General features: G+C 44.1%; 17 protein-coding genes, 2 tRNA genes and 2 pseudogenes. 4 read left to right on the forward strand and 17 right to left on the reverse strand.

Annotation, left to right across the window (positions count from 1 at the left end; genetic code table 11):
- The 13 genes and pseudogenes from B5D48_RS00530 to lysS all read right to left on the reverse strand — a co-directional run bounded on the left by B5D48_RS00530 (position 1) and on the right by lysS (position 15,828).
- Positions 1-2,727: a dipeptidyl-peptidase 3 family protein gene (locus tag B5D48_RS00530; protein ID WP_023938858.1), complete on the reverse strand. Its 2,727-nt coding sequence runs from the start codon at positions 2,725-2,727 to the stop codon at positions 1-3.
- Positions 2,724-4,142 (reverse strand): ATP-binding cassette domain-containing protein, encoded by a 1,419-nt coding sequence (locus B5D48_RS00535; RefSeq protein ID WP_439708945.1) that lies wholly within the window; start codon positions 4,140-4,142, stop codon positions 2,724-2,726. The genes B5D48_RS00530 and B5D48_RS00535 overlap by 4 nt, the downstream gene beginning before the upstream one ends.
- A pseudogene (locus B5D48_RS09375) lies at positions 4,134-4,562 on the reverse strand (ATP-binding cassette domain-containing protein); the annotation flags it as partial. The pseudogene B5D48_RS09375 and the gene B5D48_RS00535, both read right to left, overlap by 9 nt.
- 90 nt (positions 4,563-4,652) lie before the next feature.
- The gene (locus B5D48_RS00540; protein ID WP_023938862.1) at positions 4,653-6,671 is read right to left on the reverse strand and encodes a tetratricopeptide repeat protein; all 2,019 of its coding nucleotides are present in this window, start codon (positions 6,669-6,671) and stop codon (positions 4,653-4,655) included.
- Between the two features lie 79 nt (positions 6,672-6,750).
- A complete protein-coding gene (gene def, locus B5D48_RS00545) occupies positions 6,751-7,308 on the reverse strand; it encodes a peptide deformylase (RefSeq protein ID WP_023938864.1) in 558 nt (185 codons plus the stop codon).
- A gap of 34 nt (positions 7,309-7,342) precedes the next feature.
- Positions 7,343-7,771: a Holliday junction resolvase RuvX gene (gene ruvX / locus B5D48_RS00550; protein ID WP_023938866.1), complete on the reverse strand. Its 429-nt coding sequence runs from the start codon at positions 7,769-7,771 to the stop codon at positions 7,343-7,345.
- Between the two features lie 181 nt (positions 7,772-7,952).
- Positions 7,953-9,113, reverse strand: coding sequence for a 1-deoxy-D-xylulose-5-phosphate reductoisomerase (gene dxr, locus B5D48_RS00555; protein ID WP_023938868.1), 1,161 nt, complete (start codon positions 9,111-9,113; stop codon positions 7,953-7,955).
- Positions 9,110-9,673 (reverse strand): ribosome maturation factor RimM, encoded by a 564-nt coding sequence (rimM, locus tag B5D48_RS00560; RefSeq protein ID WP_158441722.1) that lies wholly within the window; start codon positions 9,671-9,673, stop codon positions 9,110-9,112. The genes dxr and rimM overlap by 4 nt, the downstream gene beginning before the upstream one ends.
- Positions 9,645-10,955 (reverse strand): UDP-N-acetylglucosamine 1-carboxyvinyltransferase, encoded by a 1,311-nt coding sequence (gene murA, locus B5D48_RS00565; RefSeq protein ID WP_023938870.1) that lies wholly within the window; start codon positions 10,953-10,955, stop codon positions 9,645-9,647. Before murA ends, rimM begins: the two co-directional genes overlap by 29 nt.
- A 90-nt stretch (positions 10,956-11,045) precedes the next feature.
- Positions 11,046-11,648, reverse strand: coding sequence for a DUF4290 domain-containing protein (locus B5D48_RS00570; protein ID WP_023938871.1), 603 nt, complete (start codon positions 11,646-11,648; stop codon positions 11,046-11,048).
- 36 nt (positions 11,649-11,684) lie between these two features.
- A complete protein-coding gene (locus B5D48_RS00575; RefSeq protein WP_023938872.1) occupies positions 11,685-12,980 on the reverse strand; it encodes a glucose-6-phosphate isomerase in 1,296 nt (431 codons plus the stop codon).
- Positions 12,981-12,997: 17 nt separating this feature from the next.
- Positions 12,998-14,002 (reverse strand): NAD(P)H-dependent glycerol-3-phosphate dehydrogenase, encoded by a 1,005-nt coding sequence (locus B5D48_RS00580; RefSeq protein ID WP_023938873.1) that lies wholly within the window; start codon positions 14,000-14,002, stop codon positions 12,998-13,000.
- A 95-nt stretch (positions 14,003-14,097) separates the two neighbouring features.
- On the reverse strand, positions 14,098-15,828 hold the full coding sequence (gene lysS / locus B5D48_RS00585; protein ID WP_023938874.1) for a lysine--tRNA ligase: 1,731 nt from the start codon (positions 15,826-15,828) through the stop codon (positions 14,098-14,100).
- A gap of 444 nt (positions 15,829-16,272) precedes the next feature.
- Between lysS and B5D48_RS09320 the strand changes: the two are divergent.
- Positions 16,273-16,385: pseudogene (locus B5D48_RS09320) on the forward strand (IS982 family transposase); the annotation flags it as partial.
- Between the two features lie 74 nt (positions 16,386-16,459).
- Here B5D48_RS09320 and B5D48_RS09195 read toward each other — a convergent pair.
- The 3 genes from B5D48_RS09195 to B5D48_RS00595 all read right to left on the reverse strand — a co-directional run bounded on the left by B5D48_RS09195 (position 16,460) and on the right by B5D48_RS00595 (position 19,819).
- Entirely contained in the window at positions 16,460-16,795 is a 336-nt protein-coding gene (locus tag B5D48_RS09195; protein WP_023938876.1) for a site-specific integrase, read from the reverse strand.
- A gap of 132 nt (positions 16,796-16,927) precedes the next feature.
- On the reverse strand, positions 16,928-17,140 hold the full coding sequence (locus B5D48_RS09200) for a phage integrase SAM-like domain-containing protein (protein WP_023938877.1): 213 nt from the start codon (positions 17,138-17,140) through the stop codon (positions 16,928-16,930).
- Positions 17,141-17,509: 369 nt separating this feature from the next.
- Complete coding sequence (locus tag B5D48_RS00595) at positions 17,510-19,819, reverse strand: outer membrane beta-barrel protein (protein WP_042120667.1); 2,310 nt, start codon at positions 19,817-19,819, stop codon at positions 17,510-17,512.
- A gap of 1,476 nt (positions 19,820-21,295) precedes the next feature.
- Between B5D48_RS00595 and B5D48_RS00605 the strand changes: the two genes are divergently transcribed.
- From B5D48_RS00605 to B5D48_RS00615, 3 genes are all read left to right on the forward strand, one after another.
- Positions 21,296-21,370, forward strand: a tRNA-Val gene (locus B5D48_RS00605).
- Between the two features lie 39 nt (positions 21,371-21,409).
- Positions 21,410-21,484 (forward strand) — tRNA-Val (locus B5D48_RS00610).
- Between the two features lie 316 nt (positions 21,485-21,800).
- Positions 21,801-22,682, forward strand: coding sequence for a DUF3078 domain-containing protein (locus B5D48_RS00615; RefSeq protein ID WP_078801628.1), 882 nt, complete (start codon positions 21,801-21,803; stop codon positions 22,680-22,682).
- A 153-nt stretch (positions 22,683-22,835) separates the two neighbouring features.
- Here B5D48_RS00615 and B5D48_RS00620 read toward each other — a convergent pair whose 3' ends face one another.
- Positions 22,836-24,656 (reverse strand): DEAD/DEAH box helicase, encoded by a 1,821-nt coding sequence (locus tag B5D48_RS00620; protein WP_023938890.1) that lies wholly within the window; start codon positions 24,654-24,656, stop codon positions 22,836-22,838.
- Between the last annotated feature and the right edge of the window lie 38 nt (positions 24,657-24,694).

The following is a 24,694-nucleotide window of genomic DNA, read 5'->3' on the forward strand; positions in this document are numbered from 1 at the left end:
TTAGGCGTTATCCAAAACAAAGCGTATTGCCGACAGGGTCTCCTGCACTTCCTTTTGTCGATTGTCCTCCAAGATGGCAATTTGGGCCTGGATGTATTTTCTGTTTTCGGGAGATATTGTGGCCATGCGCTCTAAACATAGAAGGGCTGCCTTAGGTCTATAATGTTCTGAACTGGCTGTTTCTGATATGCAGTTTATGCAGATGTCGGAGAGACAGTTCAATTCGATTTCATTAGGCGTGTATTGACCCCTCAAAATAGCTCTGGAGAGAGTGTTTAGAGCAATTGATTGCACTGCCAAACCGGAGCATAGCCATTGCATAGCCCAAGCCGGAGCTTTGGGGCAGCGATCGAAGAGAAGGGCAATTAGTTCGTCGGCAAGCTCAGCTTTTCCTTCACAATCTACTGCAAGGCGAAGAGCTTCATTGGAGCTAAGTTCTTCGGCTGGCCATAGTCTCAAAGCAAGGAGTTTTAACTCCCTTACGGAGCGTGACCATAGGTATGTTGCCAAGTTTACAGATGGTTGCTCCGAACGAGCGAGTTGAGATAGATGATCGCGTGTAATGCCGAAGTTGATTTTATACTCCAAACCGTGTTTGCGCATATGAGAAGCCACTTCCCCATCCATACGAGTGCGCAGAGCTTGGCGTATTCTGCGGGCTGCCTCTTCAGTTTGTGTGTCGGGAGCGATAGCCTCAATATCTTGGAGCTGTTGAGAGTATAGGCTGCCTTGTCCGTTATAGGTGCGGCTATAGCGGAGCATTTGTTCGTCGAAAGTTTCGGTGTAATCGGGGTATATATCCGTTATATTGCCGTCCGTGTCCTTTCGGCAGTATAACCGAGGGTTGACAAAGCCTTTATACGGAGGATTATTAAGCTGAGAGTATAAATTCAAGATGTCTTGGTGCAATTTTTGAGGTACTTCGATGCCATAGGTCTTGACAAGATCTTTTGCAGCAAGGGCGTCTCCGCAGCTTTTGATACGTTGTATCTCCTTCAGCAAACTACCGAAAGCCTCCCGGATGGGTTCGTATTTATGTATGATTAGATTTGTTCCCTCTTGCTCCAGAACTTCTTTTGGTAAAGTATCGATCACCCAGCGAGAGATCAAAGCCCGATTCCTCATGTGAGCTTCCTCTATGCGTTGTCCAGACCGGATACGTACCAACTGTTTGATTAACCCATTATGCAGATATCTGTAGTATTCTGCTTTGTAGGCTTCTTGATTTGGCAGTAACCCTAATTCAAGCATTTTGGGATCAGCAATAAAGTACAAAGCAAAAAGATCAGCTCTGGCCTCCTCTATGGTCGAATGCCACTGGCCTAAGGCATCGGCCGATACTCCGGGGGCAAGTTGTCCTGACCCATGTCCAAGGCATTCGTGCAGGTCTGTATGAAGTCGGGAGGTTTGTGATTCGTATCTCTCCAGCATTTGACGTACTTCTTCGTTGGGAATGAAAAGCTCATCCTCTTTTCTATGCGAAGAGGCGTTGTCGTAGGCTGCATGTATATTTTCGATACGAATACTTTTTGAGCCGTATTTGGTTCGTATGGCATCGGCATTCGGTAGGTTGATCCCTATAGGAGGGGCTGGATAGGAGTCTCCTCCCAGCATTGCCACATGTACAACCGTGGCGGAGATACCGCAAGGGTTGGGTTTGCGATATGCCTCATCAATAGGGGCTCGTTGCTCAAACCAATCTGCATGTTGAGAGAGCAGACGGGTCTGCTCTGAGGCTTTATGGTCTATGATCTCTACCAAGCCTTCCCAACTGCCTTTTAGTCCGAGTGGATCTTGGTAGGTCTCTATGAAGCCGTTTATGAAATCGATGTCTGAATCTGTATCTTGAGTCCATGCAATGCAGTAGCGATCAAAGATGCGAAGATCTCCTTCGACATAGAAGTCGATCAGTAATTGTATTATCTCTTGTCTTTGTGGTGAGGTTTCTTCCTGTTTGGCTTTCTTGAGATTCGCTATGATTTTCTGTATGTAGCTTGCATACGGGCCTTCCTTGCTTGTTCTGCGTTTTTCTACCAATTCTCCCGTTTCTTTCCTGTCGAGGAATGTATTGAGACCGATAGAATGAGGGGCTCCCGGTTGGGATGACAGATCTTTGTAGAAAGCCTCGACCTCGGAGCTGCTAATACCCTCTGCATAGAAGTGTACAGATGAAGATTGTATCGGATCTTGCTCTCCACTCTGTACAGTGCGACGAGCTACTACATCGGGAGAGTAGAGCAACTTGCATATCATGTCGAGAGAAACTTTTTCTCCTTCTCTGGGAGATGGTAGCAAGTCGAGGTACCCCTCTTTTGCACAGCTCTCAAATAGTTGTCTGAAATAAGTTTCATCGAAAGACGGCTTGAGTTTGTCTTCTCCATAATGGTGGTGCAGACCATTGGAAAACCAAACACGACGTAGGTAACAGACAAAATCTTTGAAAGAAGAGGTCTGTCTATCTCCTTTGTAGTGCATATAGATCCGTTCCAACACAGTCCTTACGAGCAGGTTGTAGCGACAATTCTGGTCTGTATAGATATCCCTCCCGGCAAGAGTCGCTTCTGAGAGGTAGTAAACGAGTTTTTTGAGATTGATAGGAAGCCCGTCAAAATAGCTTGGTAGGGTATATCTCAGGACTTCTACGTCTGCAAATTTGCAGACTTGCTGCCCTGATATTAGCTCGCTCTTGTCTTCCTGATGTTCTGATATATGCTCTGTTGAAATCATAGCTTTTCGAGTTCGGAGGATGCTCTCTCCCAGTTTATCATTGTCTCGGCAAGATCTTTTTTTGTTTTCTCGTACTCTTTGTAGAAAATTTCGTCATACTGAATTTCCGGAGTAGACATCTTTCTCTCCATGTCGGCGATAGTATTTTCCAGCTGGTCTATTAGATCTTCGGCTTCAGTTATTTCTTTTTCTATTTGTTTTCGTCGAGCACGTATTTGTTTTTGATTTTGGTAGTCTTGTGCAGATGCTCCAACTTCTTCGGTCTTTTCTGGAGTGGATATTTGTGTATCATGTTGTATAGCGATAGAATCTGAGAAAGAGGAATGCTCCAGATAATCCCTCATTCCACCTAAATACTCTTTGACTCGTCCATCCTTAAACTCATATACCTTGCTTACCAAACCATCGAGGAAAAATCTATCATGAGAGACGAGTATCACAGTTCCTTCAAATTTGTTGATCGCCTCTTTCAGGACTTCTTTGGAACGAATATCCAAATGATTCGTGGGTTCGTCGAGAATCAACAGGTTGGCAGGGTGAAGAAGTAGTTTGATGATGGCTAATCTCGCTCTTTCTCCCCCACTTAGCATCCCAACTTTCTTTTCGGATTCTTCTCCTCCGAACATGAAAGCACCTAATAAGTCGTTGATTTTGGTCCTAATCTCTCCTGTTGCTTCTCTGTCTATAGTGTCGAAAACGGTAAGTCTAGGATTGAGTTCTTGTGCCTCATTTTGCGCAAAATAATTTAGCTCTACATTATGTCCGATCGTTAGTTTTCCCGTATAGTCAGTGTATTGCCCCATAATGCAGCGTATCATTGTGGTTTTTCCTTCCCCATTTCGTCCGACAAAGGCTACTTTCTCTCCTCGCTCTATTGTGAAAGTAGCATGGTCGAAGACTTGATGTGCTCCGAAGGCTTTACCCATATCTTCTACTATTACGGGGTAGGCTCCGGAGGGTTGAGCAGGACGAAAACTGAAATTCATGCTGCGATTGTCAGTCTCCTCTATGGTGATACGCTCTATCTTATCCAGTTGTTTAATTCGGCTTTGTACTTGTACCGCTTTAGTCGCTTTGTAGCGGAATCGTTCAATGAAGTCCTCTGTCTCTCGGATCTTTTTCTGTTGATTTTCAAAGGCCCGCCGTTGTTGCTCTATTCGTTCTTGTCTGAGAGAAAGATAATTGCTGTAGTTCGTTTTGTAGTCATACAGTTTACCCAGCTCAAGTTCTATTGTACGAGAGGTCGTGTTGTCTACAAAGCTACGATCGTGAGATACGAGTATAAGAGCTCGCTTTGAGTTTGCGATGAATTTTTCCAGCCAGCGGATGGATTCTATATCTAAATGGTTGGTCGGTTCATCAAGCAATAGTAGGTCAGGACATTTTAGCAAGATGCGTGCTAACTCTATACGCATACGCCACCCTCCACTAAAAGAGGAAGTAGGTCTATCAAAATCTGATCTCTTGAATCCTAACCCTATGAGCGTTCGTTCTATTTGGGCATGATAGTTCCCTCCTTGTCTGGATAATTCGAGAGCTTCGGATTTATTTGAGAAGCGTTGCAGTAGATCTTGATACTCTTCGGATTCGTAATCAGTCTGCTCTTGTATCTGTTTAGTCAGGGCTTCTACTTCCTGCTCTAAGACGGCTATGTGCTCAAAAGCACGCTCTACTTCCTGATAGACTGTACGTGTATCATCAAGTTGCATGACTTGTGGCAAGTAGCCTATTTCGTAATCTCCGGGTATCGATATAGTTCCAGCTGTAGGCTCTTCTTTTCCTGCAATTAGTTTTAGCAGAGTGCTTTTGCCAGCTCCGTTTCGCCCCACAAGGGCTATATGTTCGGAAGCTGATATCGAAAAGTTAACATCATCGAACAAAAGTCTTTTGCCAAAATCTACGGTTAGCTTGTTTACGGTGAGCATTTATTTGTTGAATCGCTTGATGATACTGTATACTTCGTATAACCCAAGTTCCCCGGCTTTACTCAAGTCGGCTATCCCTTCGGAGGCTTTACCTACAGATAGCAAGAGCAACCCTCGATTGTAGTATGCGTCAGCAAATTTCGGGTAGATCTCTATTGCCGAAGTGTAGTCAGATATGGCTGAAGCACTATCTCCCTGCTCAGCTAAAATCCAAGCTCTATTGTAGTAGGCGATAGCAGAATGAGGTGATAGTAATATCACTCTGTCAAGGTCGGAAACAGCCTGTTGAAGTTGCCCCCTTATGAGAGATGGCTTTTTTAAGCTTGGCTGGGGCGTATTTGAGGAGGGGATACTACTGCTTTCAGATTTTAGTGGAGATTGTTCTTCTCCGATGTGATTGTCGCGGTCTGCCAAGGCTAATCTGGATCGGGCTATTGACCGGCCCAAATAGGCAATGGCAAAAGAGGAGTCTTGAGCAAGGATCACATCGAAGAGAGTGATTGCTTGCTCATGATTTTGCATCTGCAAATAGGCTAACCCTTGCCTTATCCGAGAAGAGACGAGCGTGTGTCCAGATGTTGTTTTGATTTCCTGCTCCAGAAATTCTATTTGTCCTGTATTAATAGGAGTATTGGTATTGCATACAATCAGCCTGAGAGGGAGTGAGCTTGTAGCATTAAGTTGTTCAACAGTATTATCGAAGTAGGAGACGGGCAAGTTTTCTTCGTTTATCCCACAATAATAAGTGAGAGTAAACAGTTCCCTGGTATTGATGTTTACATCTTTGTTTTGGATGCGTCCCCTCAGTTTGCTTGCATATTCGCTGGAAGCTTTGGATCTATCCGAAGACATCACAAGAAGGTTGAACTTTTCTATATTCCTGTCTCGTTCGTCTCGACTTTCTTCCTTGTTGTCACTCTGCTTTTTCTTAAGTGTCGGTAGATTTGGGTTTCTTTTGATCTCTCTCTGTTGTTTCTCTTCCAGCTTGATTGCTGTTAGGTAGTCTCGTTCGGCATCTTTCATTTTACCCAATCCTCTCTTGGCCTCCGATCGTGCCAAGTAACAAATGGAGAAGTCGGGGTAGGCAGTCAATACTTTGTCGAAGTCTTTGATTGCTTCGTTGTAACGGCTATTGCGACTAAGGATCAATCCTCTATTGTATAAGGCGAAATGGTTATCCGGTTCTTGACGGATTACCACATCAAAGTCGGATAAGGCCTTACTATAGCTCCCCACATAGGTTTTCAGAAGGGCTCGATTGTACCGTGCCAAATGATGTTCTGGATCTTCTTCTATCACATGGTCATAATCGGCCATTGCTCCTCGAATATCATTGTTTTGATAGCGCATGATCCCTCTGTTGACATAGCTGTTCAATTCCTCGGGAGCGATTGCTATTGCTTGATCCAGATCTGTAATTGCTTCTTGTAATTTTTCGTTTTGGTAGTATATCTTGGATCGGCTGAGATAGGCTGGGGCAAAGAGGGAGTCGTCTTTGATGATAGCTCCGATCAGGTCTAATGCTGTAATGCTGTCTTGGAGTCCCCAACGAGCTTCGGCAAGCATGAGTTTCCCGGCTTGAGATTGAGGATGATATTGTAGAAGATCTCGTGCAGCAGTGTCTGCAGCTCCGTATTGCTCTCGGTAGAGGAGTAGGTTTGTTAGATTCAGGCCTAACCCTTCATTATTTGGAGCCAGTTGCAGTCCTTTGCGGTAGTCTGCTTCGGCTTTTTCATACTGTTGGGTGTTTTGTCGGGCAATGCCTCGTACCAAATAGGCCCCCGGTATAAATCGATTTTGCCTCAGGGCAGAGTCGGCATCACCGAGAGCTCCACTGTAATCTTCCAAACTGAGCTTGGCAATGGAGCGATAGAAATAAGGTTCTGCTAGCCAAGGACGAGTCCCTATTACCTGATTGAAGTAACCGATAGCCACCACATAATCGTTGTAATACAGAGCATTTCTGCCAATACGCATCACCCGGTCGGCATCTATTTGCGCCAATAGGGTTGCAGGCATAAGTAGTAAAATGCATAATGAAAATAGGACAGATCTTATGTAGAGGCTTCTTTGCATGGATTATGATTTTCTGGTCATTTCACCTACCAACCGGAATGCTACGGTAGGTTGTACGAACCTGTCCTTTGAGAATCTTATTGAGCTTACTCTTGATCATTTGCTTGCGCAGCGAGTTGATGTGATCGATAAAAAGCTTGCCCTCCAAATGGTCGTACTCATGCTGTACAACTCGTGCTGCAAATCCGCTGAGCGTTTCTTCGTGAGAGTTGAAATTCTCGTCCATATAGCTTATTTGTATGGAGTAAGGGCGAGATACCTTTTCATTGATGCCAGGTAGGCTCAAACAACCTTCGTTTTCTGTACAAGTCTCTTCTCCCATTTCTTGGATATGGGCATTGATCATACATCGTTTGAACCCCTTACACTCAGGACATTCTTCTGCCAATACATCAGCGTCTATTACTAATAGTCGGATAGATTTTCCGATTTGAGGAGCAGCCAAACCAATGCCATCGGATTCGTACATAGTCTCCCACATTCGGGCTATCAAGGAGGATAGGTCGGGGTAGTCGGGGGAAATATCTTCAGCTACTTTTCGCAGTACAGGTTGGCCATATAGGTAGATAGGTAGATTCATGCTATTGTCATTTTTATTTTGGTCTATGTTCTTGTTAGAAAGAAGAGCGATAATCCTTCCGTTCTAAGTAGGATTGTAGTATGATCACTGCGCTTACTTCATCAACCAATCCCTTATTCCTCCTTTTCATTTTGGGGATCCCGGCTTCGATGATAGACCGCTGTGCCAAGACGGAAGTGAATCGTTCGTCTTCGTATTCCACAGGTATATCTGGGTATTTCTTTTTGAGTTTTTCCACAAAGGGACGAATCTTCGCCATGGACTCAGATTCTTGCCCGTTCATTTGTCGTGGGTAACCGACAAGAATGAGGTCTATTGGCTCTTTGGCAATGTAGTCGGATAGAAATTTCTCAAGCGTATATGTTGCCACCGTGCATAATCCTCCTGGGATCATGCCGAGCACGTCCGTCACAGCAATGCCACAACGCTTCAATCCATAATCAATGGCTAATATTCTTCCCATTGCCGGCAAAGTTAATGGATTAGTATGGGATGAATAAAACCAGTTCGGGGCATCTTAAAGTTCCGTGAGAGCAAATAACAAGGGGAAAAGCTCTTTTCTTTTTTGCTAAGCCCAATTGAGTCTCATTTTTTCATCATGGGGAAACATAGAGAGGGTTATGTATCCACATGCCAACAAGAATTTAAGAGGGTAGACAATTCAGAAAGGAGTATGCGAGTTCTCTCGTTTCTTTATCTGTGTCAATTAGATCTTCTAGACATGGGGTGGTGATGTAAGAAATCTTTGTCATGCAATACTCCAACAAAGAGGACATCCTGGTAAAGCTCAAATCTTCCTTGAGAAAAGCCTCCACTGCTACTTCATTGGCCGCATTTAGGATACAGGGTATATTCCCTCCCTGACGAATGGCTCGATAGGCCAACTCCAAGTTTGGAAATCTTTTGGTATCGGGGGGAAAAAAGGACAAATTTTTTCCGAAGAAATCAACCCGAGGATAGCTGTTTGGTATTCTGCGAGTGAGCCCCAAAGCGTAGCTAATGGGCAGACGCATGTCTGGAATACCAAGTTGGGCCTTTATACTTCCATCTGCAAACTCTACCATAGAGTGGACGATACTTTCCGGGTGTACCAATACTTCTATTCTATCTACGGGGCATCCGAAGAGCCAATGGGCTTCAATCATTTCAAACCCTTTGTTCATAAGAGAGGCTGAATCTATTGTCACCTTGGCCCCCATTTGCCAGTTGGGATGTTTTAAGGCATCAGCCGGACAGATTGAGTTGAAAGTATCTCCTGGTCTGTGCAGGAATGGCCCACCTGAGGCTGTGAGTAAAATCTTTGCTATCGGATTGAATTCTCCCACCAAACATTGGAAAATAGCCGAGTGCTCCGAGTCTACCGGGATAATGGATGCGTTCCCTGTGTGTACTTTTTCCATCACAAGCCTTCCTGCAACAACCAGCGTCTCTTTGTTGGCAAGTGCAATTGTTTTTCCGGCATCGGCAGCTGCAAGGGTGGGGAGTAGACCTGCATAACCGACCATGGCTGTGAGTACGATGTCTACTGCTTCTAATGTTGCAGCATCAGCAATGGCATCGGCTCCACTCCAGACTTTGATAGGGAGGTGTGCCAAAGCTTCTTTAACCTTGATGTAGTGGGTCTCATTAGCCACAACAACTACCTCCGGCTCAAATTCGATAGCTTGTTTGATTAGTAAATCTGCATTATTACGCCCGGTAATCACATACGCCGATAGGAGATCCGGATTATCTCTTATTATGTCGAGAGCTTGGGTACCGATAGATCCTGTAGATCCTAGTATTGCAACATTTCTTTTTTTCATAGATCCAAGATGCCGGATGGGATATTCAGTTCGATAGTTTTCTTGGAGTGATCTATCTCGATAATGAGCTCCTTAGCTGCCGGGACAAGTACTTTTTTGTCTTTGGAGGATGATAGACACAGTTCAAACAAAGGGTTGATGGTAGATTCATCTACCGATACTATTTCTCCTACCTCATTCTTTTTTTTGTCAATAATATGGTATCCAAGGAGTCGGTTTGGGTTGTTCAGTTCAGCTTCGTCTTCGATGTACTTTGACTGTATATAAAGTTTACATCCAGATATACGGAGAGCTTCGTCGGAGTTGTTTACTTCTGCGAAACGGAGTAACGCCAAGTCTCTTTTAGATCGATAACTTAATACCCGAAAAGGGATTGGAAGAGCATCCAATTCTATGAATAGGAAAAATCTCTCGCTCTCGTCTTCAAGCAGAGCGGACGGGTCTATATCCAACTCACATGCGATTTCTCCAGAAAGGGCGTGCGGCTTGAGTGTTCGACCGACTGGCAATAGATCTGACTGATTTATTGGATCAAGAAAGGCGAGAGATGTGTGCTCCAAGTGCATTGAGTCTATGTTCTATATTTTGGTATCCTCGGTCTATTTGATCAATGTTGTGTATGATGCTGGTACCTTCCGCACTCATAGCAGCTATCAATAGGGCTATACCGGCTCTTATATCTGGGGATGTCATTTGTGCAGCCCTGAGACTATAGCGTTTGCCCAGCCCTATAATTGTGGCTCGATGTGGGTCACAAAGAATAATTTGTGCCCCCATGTCGATCAATTTGTCTACGAAGAAGAGACGGCTCTCAAACATCTTTTGGTGTATCAACACAGAACCTCTTGCCTGAGTGGCAACAACCAGAAACACGCTGAGTAAGTCTGGAGAGAGTCCTGGCCATGGAGCGTCGGCAATAGTCATGATGGAACCATCCATAAAGGTTTCTATCTCATATATCTCCTGCTCCGGTACAAGGAGGTCATCCCCCTGCTCTTGTACCTGAATTCCGAGCCGTCTGAACGAGGGAACAATAATTCCTAAGTCTGGCAGACTTACATCCTTGATCGTGATGCTGGAACCGGTCATTGCAGCCATACCAACGAAACTGCCAACTTCAATCATGTCTGGCAAGATACGGTGCTCAGCGACGTGAAGTGAATCAACGCCTGTAATAGTAAGCAAATTGGATCCGATGCCTTCTATTTTCGCACCCATAGACACAAGGAGTTTGCAAAGCTGTTGCAGATAAGGCTCGCAGGCTGCATTATATACTGTGGTAACCCCTTCAGCCAGTGTGGCTGCCATGACGATATTGGCTGTGCCGGTTACAGAGGCTTCATCCAGCAGCATATAGGTGCCACGGAGTTTTCCAGAAACCTTTAACTCATAGCTTTGCTTTGGCTTGATATACTCACAGTCAGCTCCCAAGGCCATGATACCTGTGATATGGGTGTCCAGACGTCTACGCCCGATTTTGTCTCCTCCTGGCTTGGGGAATATGGCATAGCCAAAACGAGCAATCATTGGACCGACGAGTAAGACAGAACCCCTCAGCTTGCGACTTTTGAGTAGAAAGGATTCGTCTTTTATGAAATCCCAATTGATGTCTGAAGCACAAAAAGAATAGCTACTGCTATTTAGCCGATCCACTTTTACGCCCATCAGACGCAATAGGTCTATTAGATTATTGACATCCAGAATGTCCGGTACATTGTGTATTGTTACCTTTTCACTGGTCAGAAGGGTAGCCGAAATGATTTGCAGTGCCTCATTTTTTGCCCCTTGAGGAACAATCTCTCCTTTCAATTTGTATCCACCTTCAATAACGAATGAGCCCATAGTAAATAAAAGATTCGTTGTTCTACTTAATTGTTGGCAAGTCTGCTTTTCTCTCACGATTGTGAAAGAGAGGACCGATCCGGTCTCTTGTCACTTCTTTTTCTTTTTCTTGTTGCCCTGTTTTGTGGTATTGTCTTGCTGATGTATTTCCGGCTTCGACAAGATGTGCCTATCCTCCGAGAGTTCTATTTCTCCGTCTGAAAATTCGTATAGATCCTTGAATATTCTAAAGTCGGTTACTTCCGGTTTATTCCAATTGGCATAGGAGCGTTTCATCTGATTTGCGATCATTAGAGATAGGGCTTCCCGCTCCTCTCCCGGTTTCATCTCAGATGCTTTCTTGATGAGCTCTTGCACGATGTGACCATAGTGTCGATAGATGATGTCATTGTCGGGGTAGGGGACTTTTGTCGGCTGCTTCTCCAGCTGATCTTTGCGAATAACCTCGCAAGGATAGTCTATATCGAGCTTGAAGTCGGCCATGATAGCAAGATGATCCCAATAGACATTCTCATTATTGCCATTGTTTACCTTAAATTCTGGAAACATACCGGACATGATCCGAACGATGGATCGTGCACAAAAGTTTCGCTCAACTCGGTCTGGTATTGAGAGACAATGGTTCACCATGTTTTGTATGTTTCGTCCATACTCTGGCAGAGCCAATGCCGGTTGTTTGCTGTATTTCATCATAGTGTGATTCTTTTTCTTTTTGGTTTCTACGGATAATTAGTACCCGGGCCTTTTGAGTAGCCTAAATGTATTGACTTTGTAGGCCTCCACTCCAGGTTGATCGAATGGATTAACCTTCAGCATGAGACCTCCGATAGCCACCACAAACTCGAAGAAGTAAAGGAGTTGTCCCATGCAGTAGGCGTTTAGCTCCGGTACACTGACTTCAAGTATTGGCACCTCTCCCTCGGTATGGGCCATCTGGCTGCCAATGAGGGCCTGTCGGTTGATTTCATTGGGGCTATATCCTGCAATGTAATTGAGTTGATCGGTGTCCTCTGCGTAGAGAGGAAGAGTGAGGTTGTTTCTACATTTATCTACAGTGACATAGGTTTCAAATATACTTCGCTCCCCTTGCTGTATCCACTGTCCCATAGAATGGAGATCGGTAGTGAGCGTAATGGCAGCAGGAAAAAGACCTCGTTGCTGCTTCCCTTCGCTTTCGGCAAAGAGCTGCTTCCACCACTCAGAGAAGAAATGCAGTTTTGGAGTGGAGGTTGCCAAAATTTCGATTTTTTTCCCACTCATGTAAAGTGCATATCGGGCCGCCGCAAAGCGCATGGCCGGATTTTTGTCAAAAGCCACGGACAGACATTGCTCTCTCATCCTTTTTGCACCATTGAGCAACTGGCGTATGTCTATCCTTGATATAGCCATGGGTAACAATCCCACAGCTGTTAAGACGGAAAAGCGACCTCCCACATTGTCCGGGATGTCTAATGCTGTGAGTTTTTTTTGATTAGCCAGAGTGCGTAAAGCTCCTGAGAAAGGGCTGGTTATGACTACTGTAAGCCGATCGGCTTCTTTCTCTCCGACCTTTCCTATCAAGAGGTCTCGCAAGAAACGAAAGGCAATAGCCGGCTCTGTGGTTGTGCCACTCTTTGATATATGTATGATGCCAAAACTTCTATCTTGGAGCAGCATCATGAGTTCATATAGATAGTCCTGACAGATATTCTGCCCGGCAAAGAGGACTTGCGGATGCTTATGTGTTGTTCGATAGCTTTCAAAGCTATGCCCGAGGGCCTGTATTACGGCCCTCCCTCCCAAATAACTCCCACCAATACCGATGCATATCACAAAATCGCAGCCTGAGAAAGTAGAGGCTGCTCGTTCTATCCGAAGGAAGTCTTCTTCCTGCATACTGATGGGAGTATCTACCCAGCCTAATACATGATTTTTGTCTTCCTTCTTTCGTTCCAGTAAAGTCTTGCCGGACTGCACAGCCAATCTTTCTATCTCAGCATCATACAGAGCTTGGATGGATTGTAGGTTTATGTACAGGTCACTCATAGTGCCAATTTGCCTTTTTATTTGAAATGCCGAGTAAGTGCTGTAATAGCCTCATTCGGGACTCGTTTTTCATACAGAATTTCGTATACAGTATCCATGATAGGCATATTTACACGGAAACGTTTGTTTACCTCACGTACACACTTGGCCCCATAGTATCCCTCTGCGATCATCTCCATTTCCATCTGAGCTGCTTTCACGCTGTAGCCCTTCCCTATCATGTTGCCAAAAGTACGATTTCTGCTGTATTGCGAGTAGGCTGTTACCAACAAGTCGCCCAGATACACAGAATCCGTAATATCCCTATCGACCAAGTGCACTGTATTGACAAAGCGATTCATCTCACTGATTGCATTCGACATGAGTACGGACTGGAAGTTATCTCCATACTGTAAGCCATTGCAAATTCCTGCAGCTATGGCATAGACATTTTTCAGAACAGAGGCGTACTCTATCCCCACCACATCATTACTCACAGCACAGAAAGTAAAGTCCGTGCGTAGAGCTTGTGCAAAAAGCTCAGCCTTGGCCTTGTCGAAGCAACCCACAGTGAGGTAGGATAGCCTGTTTTTTGCCACTTCCTCTGCATGACACGGGCCGGCAACAGCTCCTATCATATGTCGAGGAATTTCCATTTCATGTTCCAGATAATCCGATATGAGGACATTTTCATCCGGAACAATTCCTTTAATCGCATTGATGATAAGTTTGTCTTTGAGGCTGGATGAGCGAAGTCGTTTGAGATAGGTCTTTATGAAAGGAGAGGGCGTTACCAATACGACAGTGTCAGAAGCTCGGAAAAAGGCATTCAGATCCGAGTCGCTAAAGAAACATATTCGTTTTTTATCGAAGTGTACGGATGTGAGGTAGTCGGGGTTATGACCGGTCTGTTGAAAGGCTTTGATTTTTTCCGACCGACGCACAAACCAATTGATTCGGGTTTGGGTCCCTAATATAATCTTAGCCAAAGCCGTAGCCCAACTGCCACTGCCTAGTATCCCTATGACGCCTAAGCTGTCCATTCGAATATAGTTGATGTACAGAAAGTAAAAAGGATAGTTCTCCTGGCATACCACACTCTAATCGTCTCTGTGGCAATACTATCCTTTTACACTGCTTATTTTTCTACAGAACTCCAAGAGCTTACGTCTTCTAAGTGAAGTGCCGGCAAGCCTAATTTGTACTTCTTGTTCAGGTCAGTAAGGAGTTGGAGTATCTTTCCCGGGCGTTCTTTCTTCACAGCGTCTACAGTCAAATAGCCAGCCTTGTATAGCACTGGTACCCATTCATCGGCAATACCAGCAGCTGCGAAGGTTTCCCGACTGTCTCGCTGAACCCTCTTTTCAGGCCTCATTTGTGGAAAGAACAGCACCTCTTGTATACTCTCTTGTCCGGTGAGCAACATTACCAAACGATCCATTCCAATACCCATACCACTAGTAGGAGGCATACCATACTCCAACGCACGCAGGAAGTCATGGTCGATATACATTGCCTCATCGTCTCCTTTTTGAGACAGTTTCAATTGCTCTTCAAAACGTTCCCGTTGATCTATAGGGTCGTTTAGCTCACTGTAGGCATTGGCTATTTCTTTGCCGTTCACTATAAGCTCGAAGCGTTCGGTGAGGTCTGGGTTGGATCGGTGTTGCTTGGTTAGCGGAGACATCTCTTTGGGGTAGTCGATGATGAATGTCGGCTGTATGTACTGACTTTCGCATTTTTCCCCAAAGATTTCATCTATCAGCTTTCCTTTACCCATAGCTTCCGAAACCTCTATGTCCAAATCTTTGCACGTCTTGCGTAGTGTATCCTCGTCCATACCGGTGATGTCCACTCCGGTGTATTCTTTTATGGCATCTGTCATTGTGATGCGCTTGTATGGAGCCTTGAAGTCAATGACTTTTTCTCCAACCTTGACCACTGTCGTGCCCAAGACTTCAAGGCATATCCGCTCAAGCATTTGCTCTACGAATGACATCATCCAATTGTAGTCCTTATAGGCTACGTATATCTCCATACACGTAAACTCTGGATTATGAGTCCTGTCCATCCCCTCATTGCGGAAATTGCGACTAAACTCGTAAACACCATCAAAGCCCCCTACAATGAGCCTTTTCAGGTACAGCTCGTTGGCGATACGCAAGTAGAGGGGAATATCCAAGGCATTGTGATGTGTGATAAAAGGTCTGGCAGAGGCCCCTCCGGGTATCGGCTGTAGTACGGGGGTATCCACTTCCAGATATCCATGCTCATTGAAGAAAGAGCGCATTGCATTGAATATCTTGGTGCGTTTGATGAAAATATCTTTCACTCCCTCGTTTACGATCAAATCTACATACCTCTGACGGTAACGCATCTCAGGGTCACTGAAACTATCGTAAGTAACTCCATCCTTCACTTTTACCACGGGTAGTGGCTTGAGACTTTTTGAGAGGAATGTAATCTCTTGAGCATGGATTGATATTTCTCCCATACGGGTGCGAAAAACAAAGCCCTCTACTCCTATGATGTCACCAATGTCCATGCTTTTCTTTACAACCACATTGTAAAAAGTTTTGTCATCTTCTGGACAAAGGTCATCACGAGTGGCATAGATTTGAATCCGCCCTTGTTTGTCTTGCAACTCAATAAACGAAGCCTTACCCATGATGCGACGACTCATCACCCGTCCCGCCACACGAACCTGGCGAGGAATTTCTTCCGTGTCATCGAATGTTGCTTTTATGTTGGCCGAGTCGTCATTTATCACATATTCGGCTGCCGGATAAGGCTCTATCCCTATTGAGCGAAGTTCTTCCAAACTATTACGTCTGATAATCTCCTGCTCATTGAGTTCTAATATATCCATTTTTGTTGCAAGTACTTGTTGTATTCGTAGCGAAGGTAGCTATAAAAACTGAAAGGAACTAAAATAATCTTGACTCCAAATATGCTATCTCTCGGATGTGAGGATGAGAGAGGTCGGGAGGGGTGATAAGGATCCAAGGCTATGGTTTCGAATATGTTCTGACTATGCGTTTTGACAAGTCCTCAATACCGAACAATAAGCATCACTAAACTATCGGGGATTGTGCCTAATGTTCGTTCTATAACAACGAGAGTTCGACATGAGAAAACGATGAATAAAACTACCTCACCAACTGTATTAACTACCTAATATTGCTGGTGTTATGATTGAAAAGATAGCGAATTAATTGTTTCTTAATACTTGACGGTCAGTAAAATGTGAATAGATAAAATGTTGCTTTATCTTTATAGAGACAAATGTAGTTGTTGTTTTTGACCTATAGACCACAATTTTGTCACCAACCTGATCTCGGGACTTATCGCTTACAACATACTGCCTAAAAAGCCTGAACTCAATATTGAAATCATCAGAAATCCAACTTCCCTATTTACGCTTAGTTGGATAGAACAATGTTAAAGCCAATGTTCCGAAGCTGTGGAAACCAACATGGTAGATCAGCGGAGTGCGAATATCACACGCCAATTTTACGGCTTTGAGGTGAGTAATTTAGTTTCCCCTTGCTCATCGTATCGGGAAATACCTTGTAATCTCCCTTGCTCTTCTCCTTTGTGTAAAGTGAGATTATCAACTCCACTATTCGGATATAACGAGGTATCAGACTCTCCACATCCGTTTTTTGTCTTGCCTTGCGGATATACCGCTTCTCCTCACTGTTCGTTTCGACTTGCGAAGCTCGCAAACTTTGTAAGTCGGAAAATGCAAACCCGTAAGGACAGATGAGATAAACATTCTTCGACTTACTTCCATCCCTTTCGGCCTGCAATGGGAATGTCAAGAGCTTTGTCACATCGCCTTTGCTTAAAAAAGAGATTTGCGCTCCACGGCTTCATACTTCGCCTCTTCAAACAGATTGAAGCGTATTGCTCCCTGACACTGACGGCTAGCTACATTAGTCGACTCAACCAATACAAATGCCCATTTATCGTTGCAGCGGTGTGTAATCCTCCTTCTTAAAAAGGAAACGGTAATCATCAAAGAAATCTATCGTAAGAGCCGTTAGGGGAATATCATCCTCACCACTCCTTCGCACAAAGGAGTTAAGCTGTTTGTCGGAATTTCGGTTGTTACCATACGTTCCTTCGTTCTTGCTTTCTTTGTTGGGCTTTGAGTTTCTCTGTACTAAGGGAAACAAGTGTCATTGGATCTCTCCCGATGTCTTGCAGGTAGTTCTTCAGAAGTTCGGCACTCACTGCTCCATACTTTTGGAGTAGGGTATTATGTCCTTACTCAATTTTTTCCCGAAAGCTTTGCAAGCGTTGATTGTCTTCTTGTTTGTTGTTTTCCCTAATCATTGGGGAGTGGTGCTTTCCCCAGTGGTTATCACTACGTTCGCTCCGTCTATGGTGTACGGCAAAGGATTACCGTTGTTCTATTTGCTTTGGTCTTGTTCTTATTAATTATAGAGTAGACCTTTTGAAGGTCCTGCACATAGTCTTTTCGTGTGCTATATGAATGGCAATAACTTTTTCTCTCAAAGCACCTAAGCTTTCGATAAACTATACTAAAGGCGTTTTATTTCATCGTTGGTAGTGTTGCCCTTGTACTTCTTGCCACTGATGAGGTTTGACAACTTGTAGGAGACATATATCGTGAATGTGCGTGTCTGATAGTTTCGGCTATAATCCATGGTGATGTGTTCGCCATCATACGCCCGTTTGCCGTGTAGCGTGGAGAAAATATCTGCACATTCGAGATAGATATTTAGGCGGTCTGAGAGCAGAGACAAGTTGAGAGCGACATCGAGATTCCACGCTCGAGGTATTTTGAACAAACCATTTTCGCTTGCGCTACGATAAGCACCATTGATAAAACATTGGACATGATTGCCGAGACTAATGGTGTTGTCGACTTTTAGCATATATCCATCGCCTCGCTCTCTTGTGAATCCTGCGACATGCATCCATTGTGTTTGGTAGTCCATTCGCAGCGCACATTTCCAAAAGTCGCCCCAGTTGATTCGTTGACTGATAGACAACGAGAGATATTTGTTTACACCGTGGTTGTCCGGTCTATAAAGCATGATATTGTCGGCATAAAGCGTGGGTACCTGTATGATTTGGTCCACGACTGCTGTATAATTGATCATCAGAGAACTCTTCATATACCTATTCAAGAGCGATAATTCATGTCGTGTCTCTGGACGCAAGTCGGGATTACCTCCTTCGTATAGATAGGGCGAACTGTAATTAAGACCTGCTCGCAGCTGATTGTATGCTGGATATTCCGTCTTCATAGAATAGGACAACTGCGACTGAAAAGCCTTTTTGCTCATCGATATGGAAGCAGAGGGATATAGTCGAGAGCGAGAGAAGAGCTTGCGAGCACCCAGCTGTGCTTTGTCCTTTCGTTTGATGGACAATGCCTCGTGTCGAAGCCCCACCACAAAAGATAAGGGTTGGAGGGCATATTGCACTGTAGCGTAACTGGCATAGCGATGCTGATAAGTCCTTATATCAAATGGGCTTAGTGTAGCATGACTGCCACCGACTTGATACGTTTGTGAAACGGATGTATAAGCGTAGTCTGCACCGAATTGGACATTTATGCGATCCGAGACTTTATAGCTCGCTACGGCTTGGGAATAGGTGAGGAAGTTGCTACCCTCCGAATGCGTATTGACATTTGGCTCTACCGTATGATCCGAACTCATAGAAGTCATAACGTTGGAATTGTTTCCTCGATAGAGATCAGTATTGAAGAGTAGGTCCCAACGCTTGTCGGAGTAGTTGTAAAACAGGTTTCCCGTCCACTTATGACTTGGACTCTTAGAGTTCGATTTTTGCTCAAACTCTATGTTGCTCACTGCATCTGTATAGTGCAATCCATTGACGATATCTGTCTTCCAATGCGCATGACTGTATGTGAGTGAGACACCCAAACTATTGCTCTTGTTGGGAGAATAGACCAAGCTATTGCGGAGAAACAGATTCCTATAGAGTTGCTCCTCCGTACTATTGTACTTCACGGACGAAGATTGGTTTTTCGTCATCAACTGCACTATATCGAGCTGGGCACGTGTAGGGTCATAGTCATATGCGAGCGAAGACTGCCAGCTGAGCGTAGGTGTGTTGTACGAGAACTTACCCCTATTCCAATACTCTGTGCGTTCGCTATGGATCACACTACTTGCGATCTCTGCACCTATTCCGGCTTTCTTCCCTTTTGTGCGGATCTTGATCACAGCCCTGACGTCTGCATCATAGAAAGCCCCTGGATTGGGCAATACATCGACCGAGAGCACGTCTTCCATTTTGAGCTCTTTTAGTTCTTGTAGGTCTTCGAGCTTTCGATTGTCGATATAGACTACAGCTGCACCTCTGCCGACTACAGTAAACCCACTACCAGACTTTTCGACAAAAGGTAGTTGCGCAAGGTAATGTGTGATGTTGGGTAATGCTTTTTGTAGCCTTGTAGGCGAGAACTTGATACCATCATTTGTGATTCTGCTTGAGCTTTGTCCCGTTACCGTGACCTCTTCCAGTTCTAAGGGGATCTCCTTCATCTTTATGAGTAGTGGAGAAGAAAAAGGAGCTTGTAAGACCTTCCTCTCAAATCCGATATACTGCACCCTGATGATGCGTATCTCTTTTTCGGCAGAGACATAAAACTCTCCGAGATGATTGGTGATAATAGTCTCAATAGGTGCTGCACTTTCTGACACAAGCAATTCGATATAGGCTCCTACTAGGGCATCCCCCTTGTCATCTATCACCTTTCCCAAAAGTGAGAAAGCAGACTGAGCGCAACACCAATGCACCGTGCCCAATAACATCACAACTGTGATAAGGACTTTATTGCATGATATAGTCATAATAGTTTTTAACGAGAGTTCAACGTAACAAAACGGTGGATAAAACCACCTCACCAACTGTATTTACTACCTAATATTGCCGGTGTTATAATTGAAAAAGAAGCGAATTCATTTTGATTTATTATTTGATATTCAAAATGAGATATGAAAAGAACTGCTTTATTTTATGAAGACAAATATAGTTGATGTTCCTGAATCGTAGATGATTTCTCCAAGCTTTTTGATGAAACAATCAGGAAAAGAACTTCAATGAGGCAGGCAAAAATGCAGGAATAGAAAGTTTAAGATGTCGTACAGTTAGGTCGTGATGGAGCTCATGCAGATCGCTTCAAGAGTAGTTGTGTTTGGCTCAAAATGCTCTGTTGCGATGTGCTCTATGCATGATGTAACCCATCTAATGATGCTTGAAGCCTTTTGCATGGGTTCCAAAATGGCAAGTAGAACTTATTACTTTATTGATTTGCAGAGTAAGGTGATCTTGAAGACATTGGGAATAAGGGCACAAGAAATACTTTATTATCGTATATGGCCGAGCCTGAATATTGAATGAAGATAACGCTTCGAAAGTCATGTTATGCAACAGCCCTCGATATAAATTCTTAGGTCTCCTCTTTTATAGGCACCTAGGATTATATGTATATTTATATATTTCTGTGCTGTTTTGTTTCCTTTTTACTGCAGTTTTTCTTCTCGAATTAGGGCTATTTGACCGTGTTTTTCCACTCTTTTTGAGGCCTATGGGAGGCGTTTTTTGCTGACACGGGAGAAAATAAATTCTCACAGGAGAGAATTTTCGCTAACACAGGAGAGAGCAAAAATTTACACAGGAGAAAAAATACCCCCTCCAGAACGCTCTATTCATAGGCATCTCAGGAGGTGATCATAAAGGCCTCAAGGAGGGGGGATTCTCTTGTTTTCAGAACCTTTTTTCCTGTTTTCCCAGTTTTCTCTGCAAGCGAAATTTTACAAAACATATCAGAATCTCTTTGCCGTATACTGGATGTTTGTTTGCTTCATGTAGATCATAGGGCATCCACGTGAATGATTCTTTTCGTGAGGTCTCAGAAATGAGGCCTTTTCATTGGATGATTTTCTTTGTTGTGACATCGTTTTGTGACATTGATTACAGTATGGACAAAATCCAGATGAGAAGCTATGACAGAGAAAAAATAAGGAGTTTCTATTTGTTTGGGTACTAAACGGAAGATATTTGTTGCAATGTTGTGTGATTTTCACTCAAACGAAAAGAGAATATCGCTATTGTTAATAGCCTTTACTATAATATGTTATGGTTATATAGGAAGTTCTTTTGATCGGATTCTTTGTGCATGTTGTTTCTGTTGCAGGGGAATAAATATCAGATTTCCTCATTCTATACTATTGTAAGTTTCGAAAATCCTTGTACCTTTGCGCTGTGTTTCCGAGAGGTGCTCCTCGAATTGAGAGTGCGGACGTAGACGCAGACGACCACAATTAGGGCCTATAGCTCAGCTGGTTTAGAGCATCTGCCTTACAAGCAGAGGGTCATAGGTTCGAATCCTATTGGGCCCACCCGCGGTTGTCTATTGCTGTCCTTCTACGGAACAATTGGGGCCTATAGCTCAGCTGGTTTAGAGCATCTGCCTTACAAGCAGAGGGTCATAGGTTCGAATCCTATTGGGCCCACTTAAGAAAATGAAATTGTAAAGCCATGAACCCTAACTAGGTTCGTGGTTTTTTTTTATAATCATTGAGGAAATGAGACTGAAATATGGCTCCTATGAATCTGTACTCACCATCCACAGATTTTATTTTTCTCTTTTCATAATCTTTTTTGTGGGCAACGCCGAACAAAAGATGAACTTCTGTTGTTTCTTGCCCAGTGAGAGTTGTCGTTTCTCTACTCACTGCAAATCGTGACAGTTGAGGTAGAAAGGGCACCAATTAGTATCGGTAACAAACCGGAGTATTGGAGTATACTCCTCTTATTTTTAGAAATCCTATGAAAAAGTTAGCATTGATCATTATCACACTGAGTTCCCACTTGCTTGTTTCTCATCTTTATGCACAAGACACTACCAAGAATTGGACTGTTTCCGGAATTACGGGCTTGAATCTTTCGCAAACCTCCCTCACTAATTGGGCTGCCGGGGGGGACAATACTGTTGCCGGTAATGTGTATCTCAACATAGGAGCTAAGTATGAAAAAGGACGTTTTAGCTGGAATAACACACTTAACACAGATTTTGGGATGAACTATACCCAAGCCAATGATTGGGTAAAGACCGTAGACAAATTCGAGCTAAGTACAATGGCTGGTTACAAAGCTACGGAGCAATGGTTGGTGTCGGGTATGGCTTCCTTTTTGACACAGTATGCCAAGGGGTACAAGAAACCCTCCGATCCCAAGGAAAACTATATCTCCAACTTCTTTGCTCCTGCCTACCTCAATTTGGGGCTTGGAGCAGAGTATCGTCCACATAAAGTTGTATCCATATTTATGTCTCCCCTTACCGGTAAATTGACTATCGTGGATGATAAGAGACTTTCTGATGCTGGGGCCTTTGGAGTGAAGAAGGGCGAGAAGCTTTTTGCTGAGCTTGGAGCTTCTACTGTGGTTTTAGCCAACTTTTCTCCTATGAAAAATATCAATGTAGTGACCAAACTAAGCCTTTTTTCAGCTTACACCCACGACTTCGGAAATATTGATGTCAATTGGGATTTGGCTGTTGCAGCGAAGATCAATAAGTTTTTGTCGGCTACAGTTACCACGAACCTTATCTATGACGATTATGTAAAGATGATTGATAGCAACGGGGTAGTAACTGGAGCCAAGGTGCAGTTTAAGGAAATTGTAGGATTGGGTCTGGCTTATAACTTCTGATTTTGCCGGAAAAATATAACTCAAAGGGGGTGTTGCAGAAAAAGCAACACCCTCTTTTTTTTGTGCCATATTTGAATTTCGGAATGCCAAAGAGTCTATACAATAGTCTCTGAGGTAATAGACCCAACTTACCCCTATTGGGGGGAAAGAGTTTTAGCGAAACTTGTCGTAGAAATGCTCCCCTTTCTTTTTCCCCTTGCTGTTCCTTCCTTTAGCCTTTGTATCACTATGTCTGCTGCTCCGTTTATTTCCACTCGATCGGTCTTTATACCTACTATTTCTGCGTGTGGATGCCCTGCGGGAGTGTTGCTCATCTTTTGAGAAAGGCTTGGCATATTCTACTCGTATCAGGCGACCATTCACCTCGTAGTCGTTCATCATGGATATTACCTTGTCGGCAATATCTTCCTCAACCTCGAAATATGCTTGACGTGACAGTAAGTCGATTTTGCCAATTTTGATGCGAGGGCCGGGGCAACAGCGGTTGATCAGCTCTATCAGCTTGTCTGGGAATAGCTGATCTGCCTTACCGAAGTTAATCATGAGTCGGCTCATCCCTTCCTCGGCTTGTGCATTTCGTTTGTTGCGGCGCGTTTCGTTTGTTTCAGTTTTTATACGCCCTTTTTCATCAGCCTCGTCTATCGTTGGGGCCGAGCGATAATACTCCAGCATCCGACGGAACTCCAGACTTACAATACGTTTGACTAAGTCCTGCTTGTCTATCCATTCCAATTTGCGCATAATACCGGGTAGAAGATCTTCAATGGCGGAGTTCTCTTCCGGTACTTCTCGCTCTATTTTGTCGGCCAGGTGGTAGATCTGCTTTTCACAGACAGCTTTTCCGTCAGGCAGGTAAGCTCTTTCGAAGGATTGCCCTATGCGCTGCTCTATTCCCTTTATTTTTGACTTTTCACGACTGTGACACAATGCAATGGACAGGCCTGTGCGACCAGCTCTGGCAGTACGTCCCGACCGGTGTGTATAGACCTCTATTTCGTCCGGTAGTCCGTAGTGGATGATGTGGGTGAGGTTGTCTACATCCAATCCTCTGGCTGCCACATCTGTTGCCACAAGCAGTCGAATGTGTCCTATCCTGAATTTCTGCATTACATAGTCTCGTTGGGCTTGACTAAGTTCTCCATGCAGAGAGTCGGCATTGTAGCCATCCTGTATCAGTTTGTCTGCTATTTCTTGGGTTTCTGCCCTTGTGCGGCAGAATACGATGCCATAAACATTAGGGTAGAAATCCACTACACGTTTCAGGGCTGGGTATTTATGCTTGGCGGCTACCAAATAGTATTGATGTTTGATATTGGTATTCGCCATATTTCGGGAGCCAATGACGATCTCTTTCGGATCGTGCATATATGATCGTGCTATCGCATTTATTTCTTTCGGCATTGTCGCTGAGAATAGCAGCATATGCCTTTCTTCCGGCACGTGGCTTAATATCTCGTTGAGACTCTCGGTGAAGCCCATGTTTAGCATTTCATCAGCTTCATCAAGTACCACTGTATTGGTATTTTCCAGTGAGACGGCTTTCCTGTTGATCAGGTCTACTAATCTCCCCGGGGTGGCGACAAGTACCGAGACTCCATTCCGCAGAGAGCGAATCTGAGCCTCGATAGAAGCTCCGCCATATACGGGCACAATCTGTATTTGATCAAGGAGCTTGGAGTAGGAGATCAGGTCGTCGGCAATTTGCAAACATAGTTCTCGTGTAGGGCTGAGTATGAGAGCCGCAGGTTTCTTTGCTTCCGGTTTCCGGTTTGTGTTTACTATTTTCTGGATCAGAGGTAAGCCGAAAGCAGCTGTCTTACCTGTGCCGGTCTGTGCTAAGGCAATTAGATCTATGTCATCACCCAATAAGTAGGGTATTACAGCCTCTTGTACAGGCATGGGATGCTCGAAGCCTATTTCTGTTATGGCTTCTATCAAGGGATCGATGATCCCTAATTCTTGGAATGTATTCAAAATGAATTAGTTTTTTGTTGTTGCGATGGCAGCTTTCC

It is taken from the genome of Porphyromonas crevioricanis, from assembly GCF_900167225.1.
GTDB lineage: Bacteria > Bacteroidota > Bacteroidia > Bacteroidales > Porphyromonadaceae > Porphyromonas > Porphyromonas crevioricanis.

Bases quoted from the DNA above. Each gene is read 5' to 3' on its own strand.
- B5D48_RS00530 (WP_023938858.1), bottom strand. From the start codon at position 2,727: ATGATTTCAACAGAGCATATATCAGAACATCAGGAAGACAAGAGCGAG.
- B5D48_RS00535 (WP_439708945.1), bottom strand. From the start codon at position 4,142: ATGCGTATAGAGTTAGCACGCATCTTGCTAAAATGTCCTGACCTACTA.
- B5D48_RS00540 (WP_023938862.1), bottom strand. From the start codon at position 6,671: ATGCCTGCAACCCTATTGGCGCAAATAGATGCCGACCGGGTGATGCGT.
- def (WP_023938864.1), bottom strand. From the start codon at position 7,308: ATGAATCTACCTATCTACCTATATGGCCAACCTGTACTGCGAAAAGTA.
- ruvX (WP_023938866.1), bottom strand. From the start codon at position 7,771: ATGGGAAGAATATTAGCCATTGATTATGGATTGAAGCGTTGTGGCATT.
- dxr (WP_023938868.1), bottom strand. From the start codon at position 9,113: ATGAAAAAAAGAAATGTTGCAATACTAGGATCTACAGGATCTATCGGT.
- murA (WP_023938870.1), bottom strand. From the start codon at position 10,955: ATGGGCTCATTCGTTATTGAAGGTGGATACAAATTGAAAGGAGAGATT.
- B5D48_RS00570 (WP_023938871.1), bottom strand. From the start codon at position 11,648: ATGATGAAATACAGCAAACAACCGGCATTGGCTCTGCCAGAGTATGGA.
- B5D48_RS00575 (WP_023938872.1), bottom strand. From the start codon at position 12,980: ATGAGTGACCTGTACATAAACCTACAATCCATCCAAGCTCTGTATGAT.
- B5D48_RS00580 (WP_023938873.1), bottom strand. From the start codon at position 14,002: ATGGACAGCTTAGGCGTCATAGGGATACTAGGCAGTGGCAGTTGGGCT.
- lysS (WP_023938874.1), bottom strand. From the start codon at position 15,828: ATGGATATATTAGAACTCAATGAGCAGGAGATTATCAGACGTAATAGT.
- B5D48_RS00595 (WP_042120667.1), bottom strand. From the start codon at position 19,819: ATGACTATATCATGCAATAAAGTCCTTATCACAGTTGTGATGTTATTG.
- B5D48_RS00615 (WP_078801628.1), top strand. From the start codon at position 21,801: ATGAAAAAGTTAGCATTGATCATTATCACACTGAGTTCCCACTTGCTT.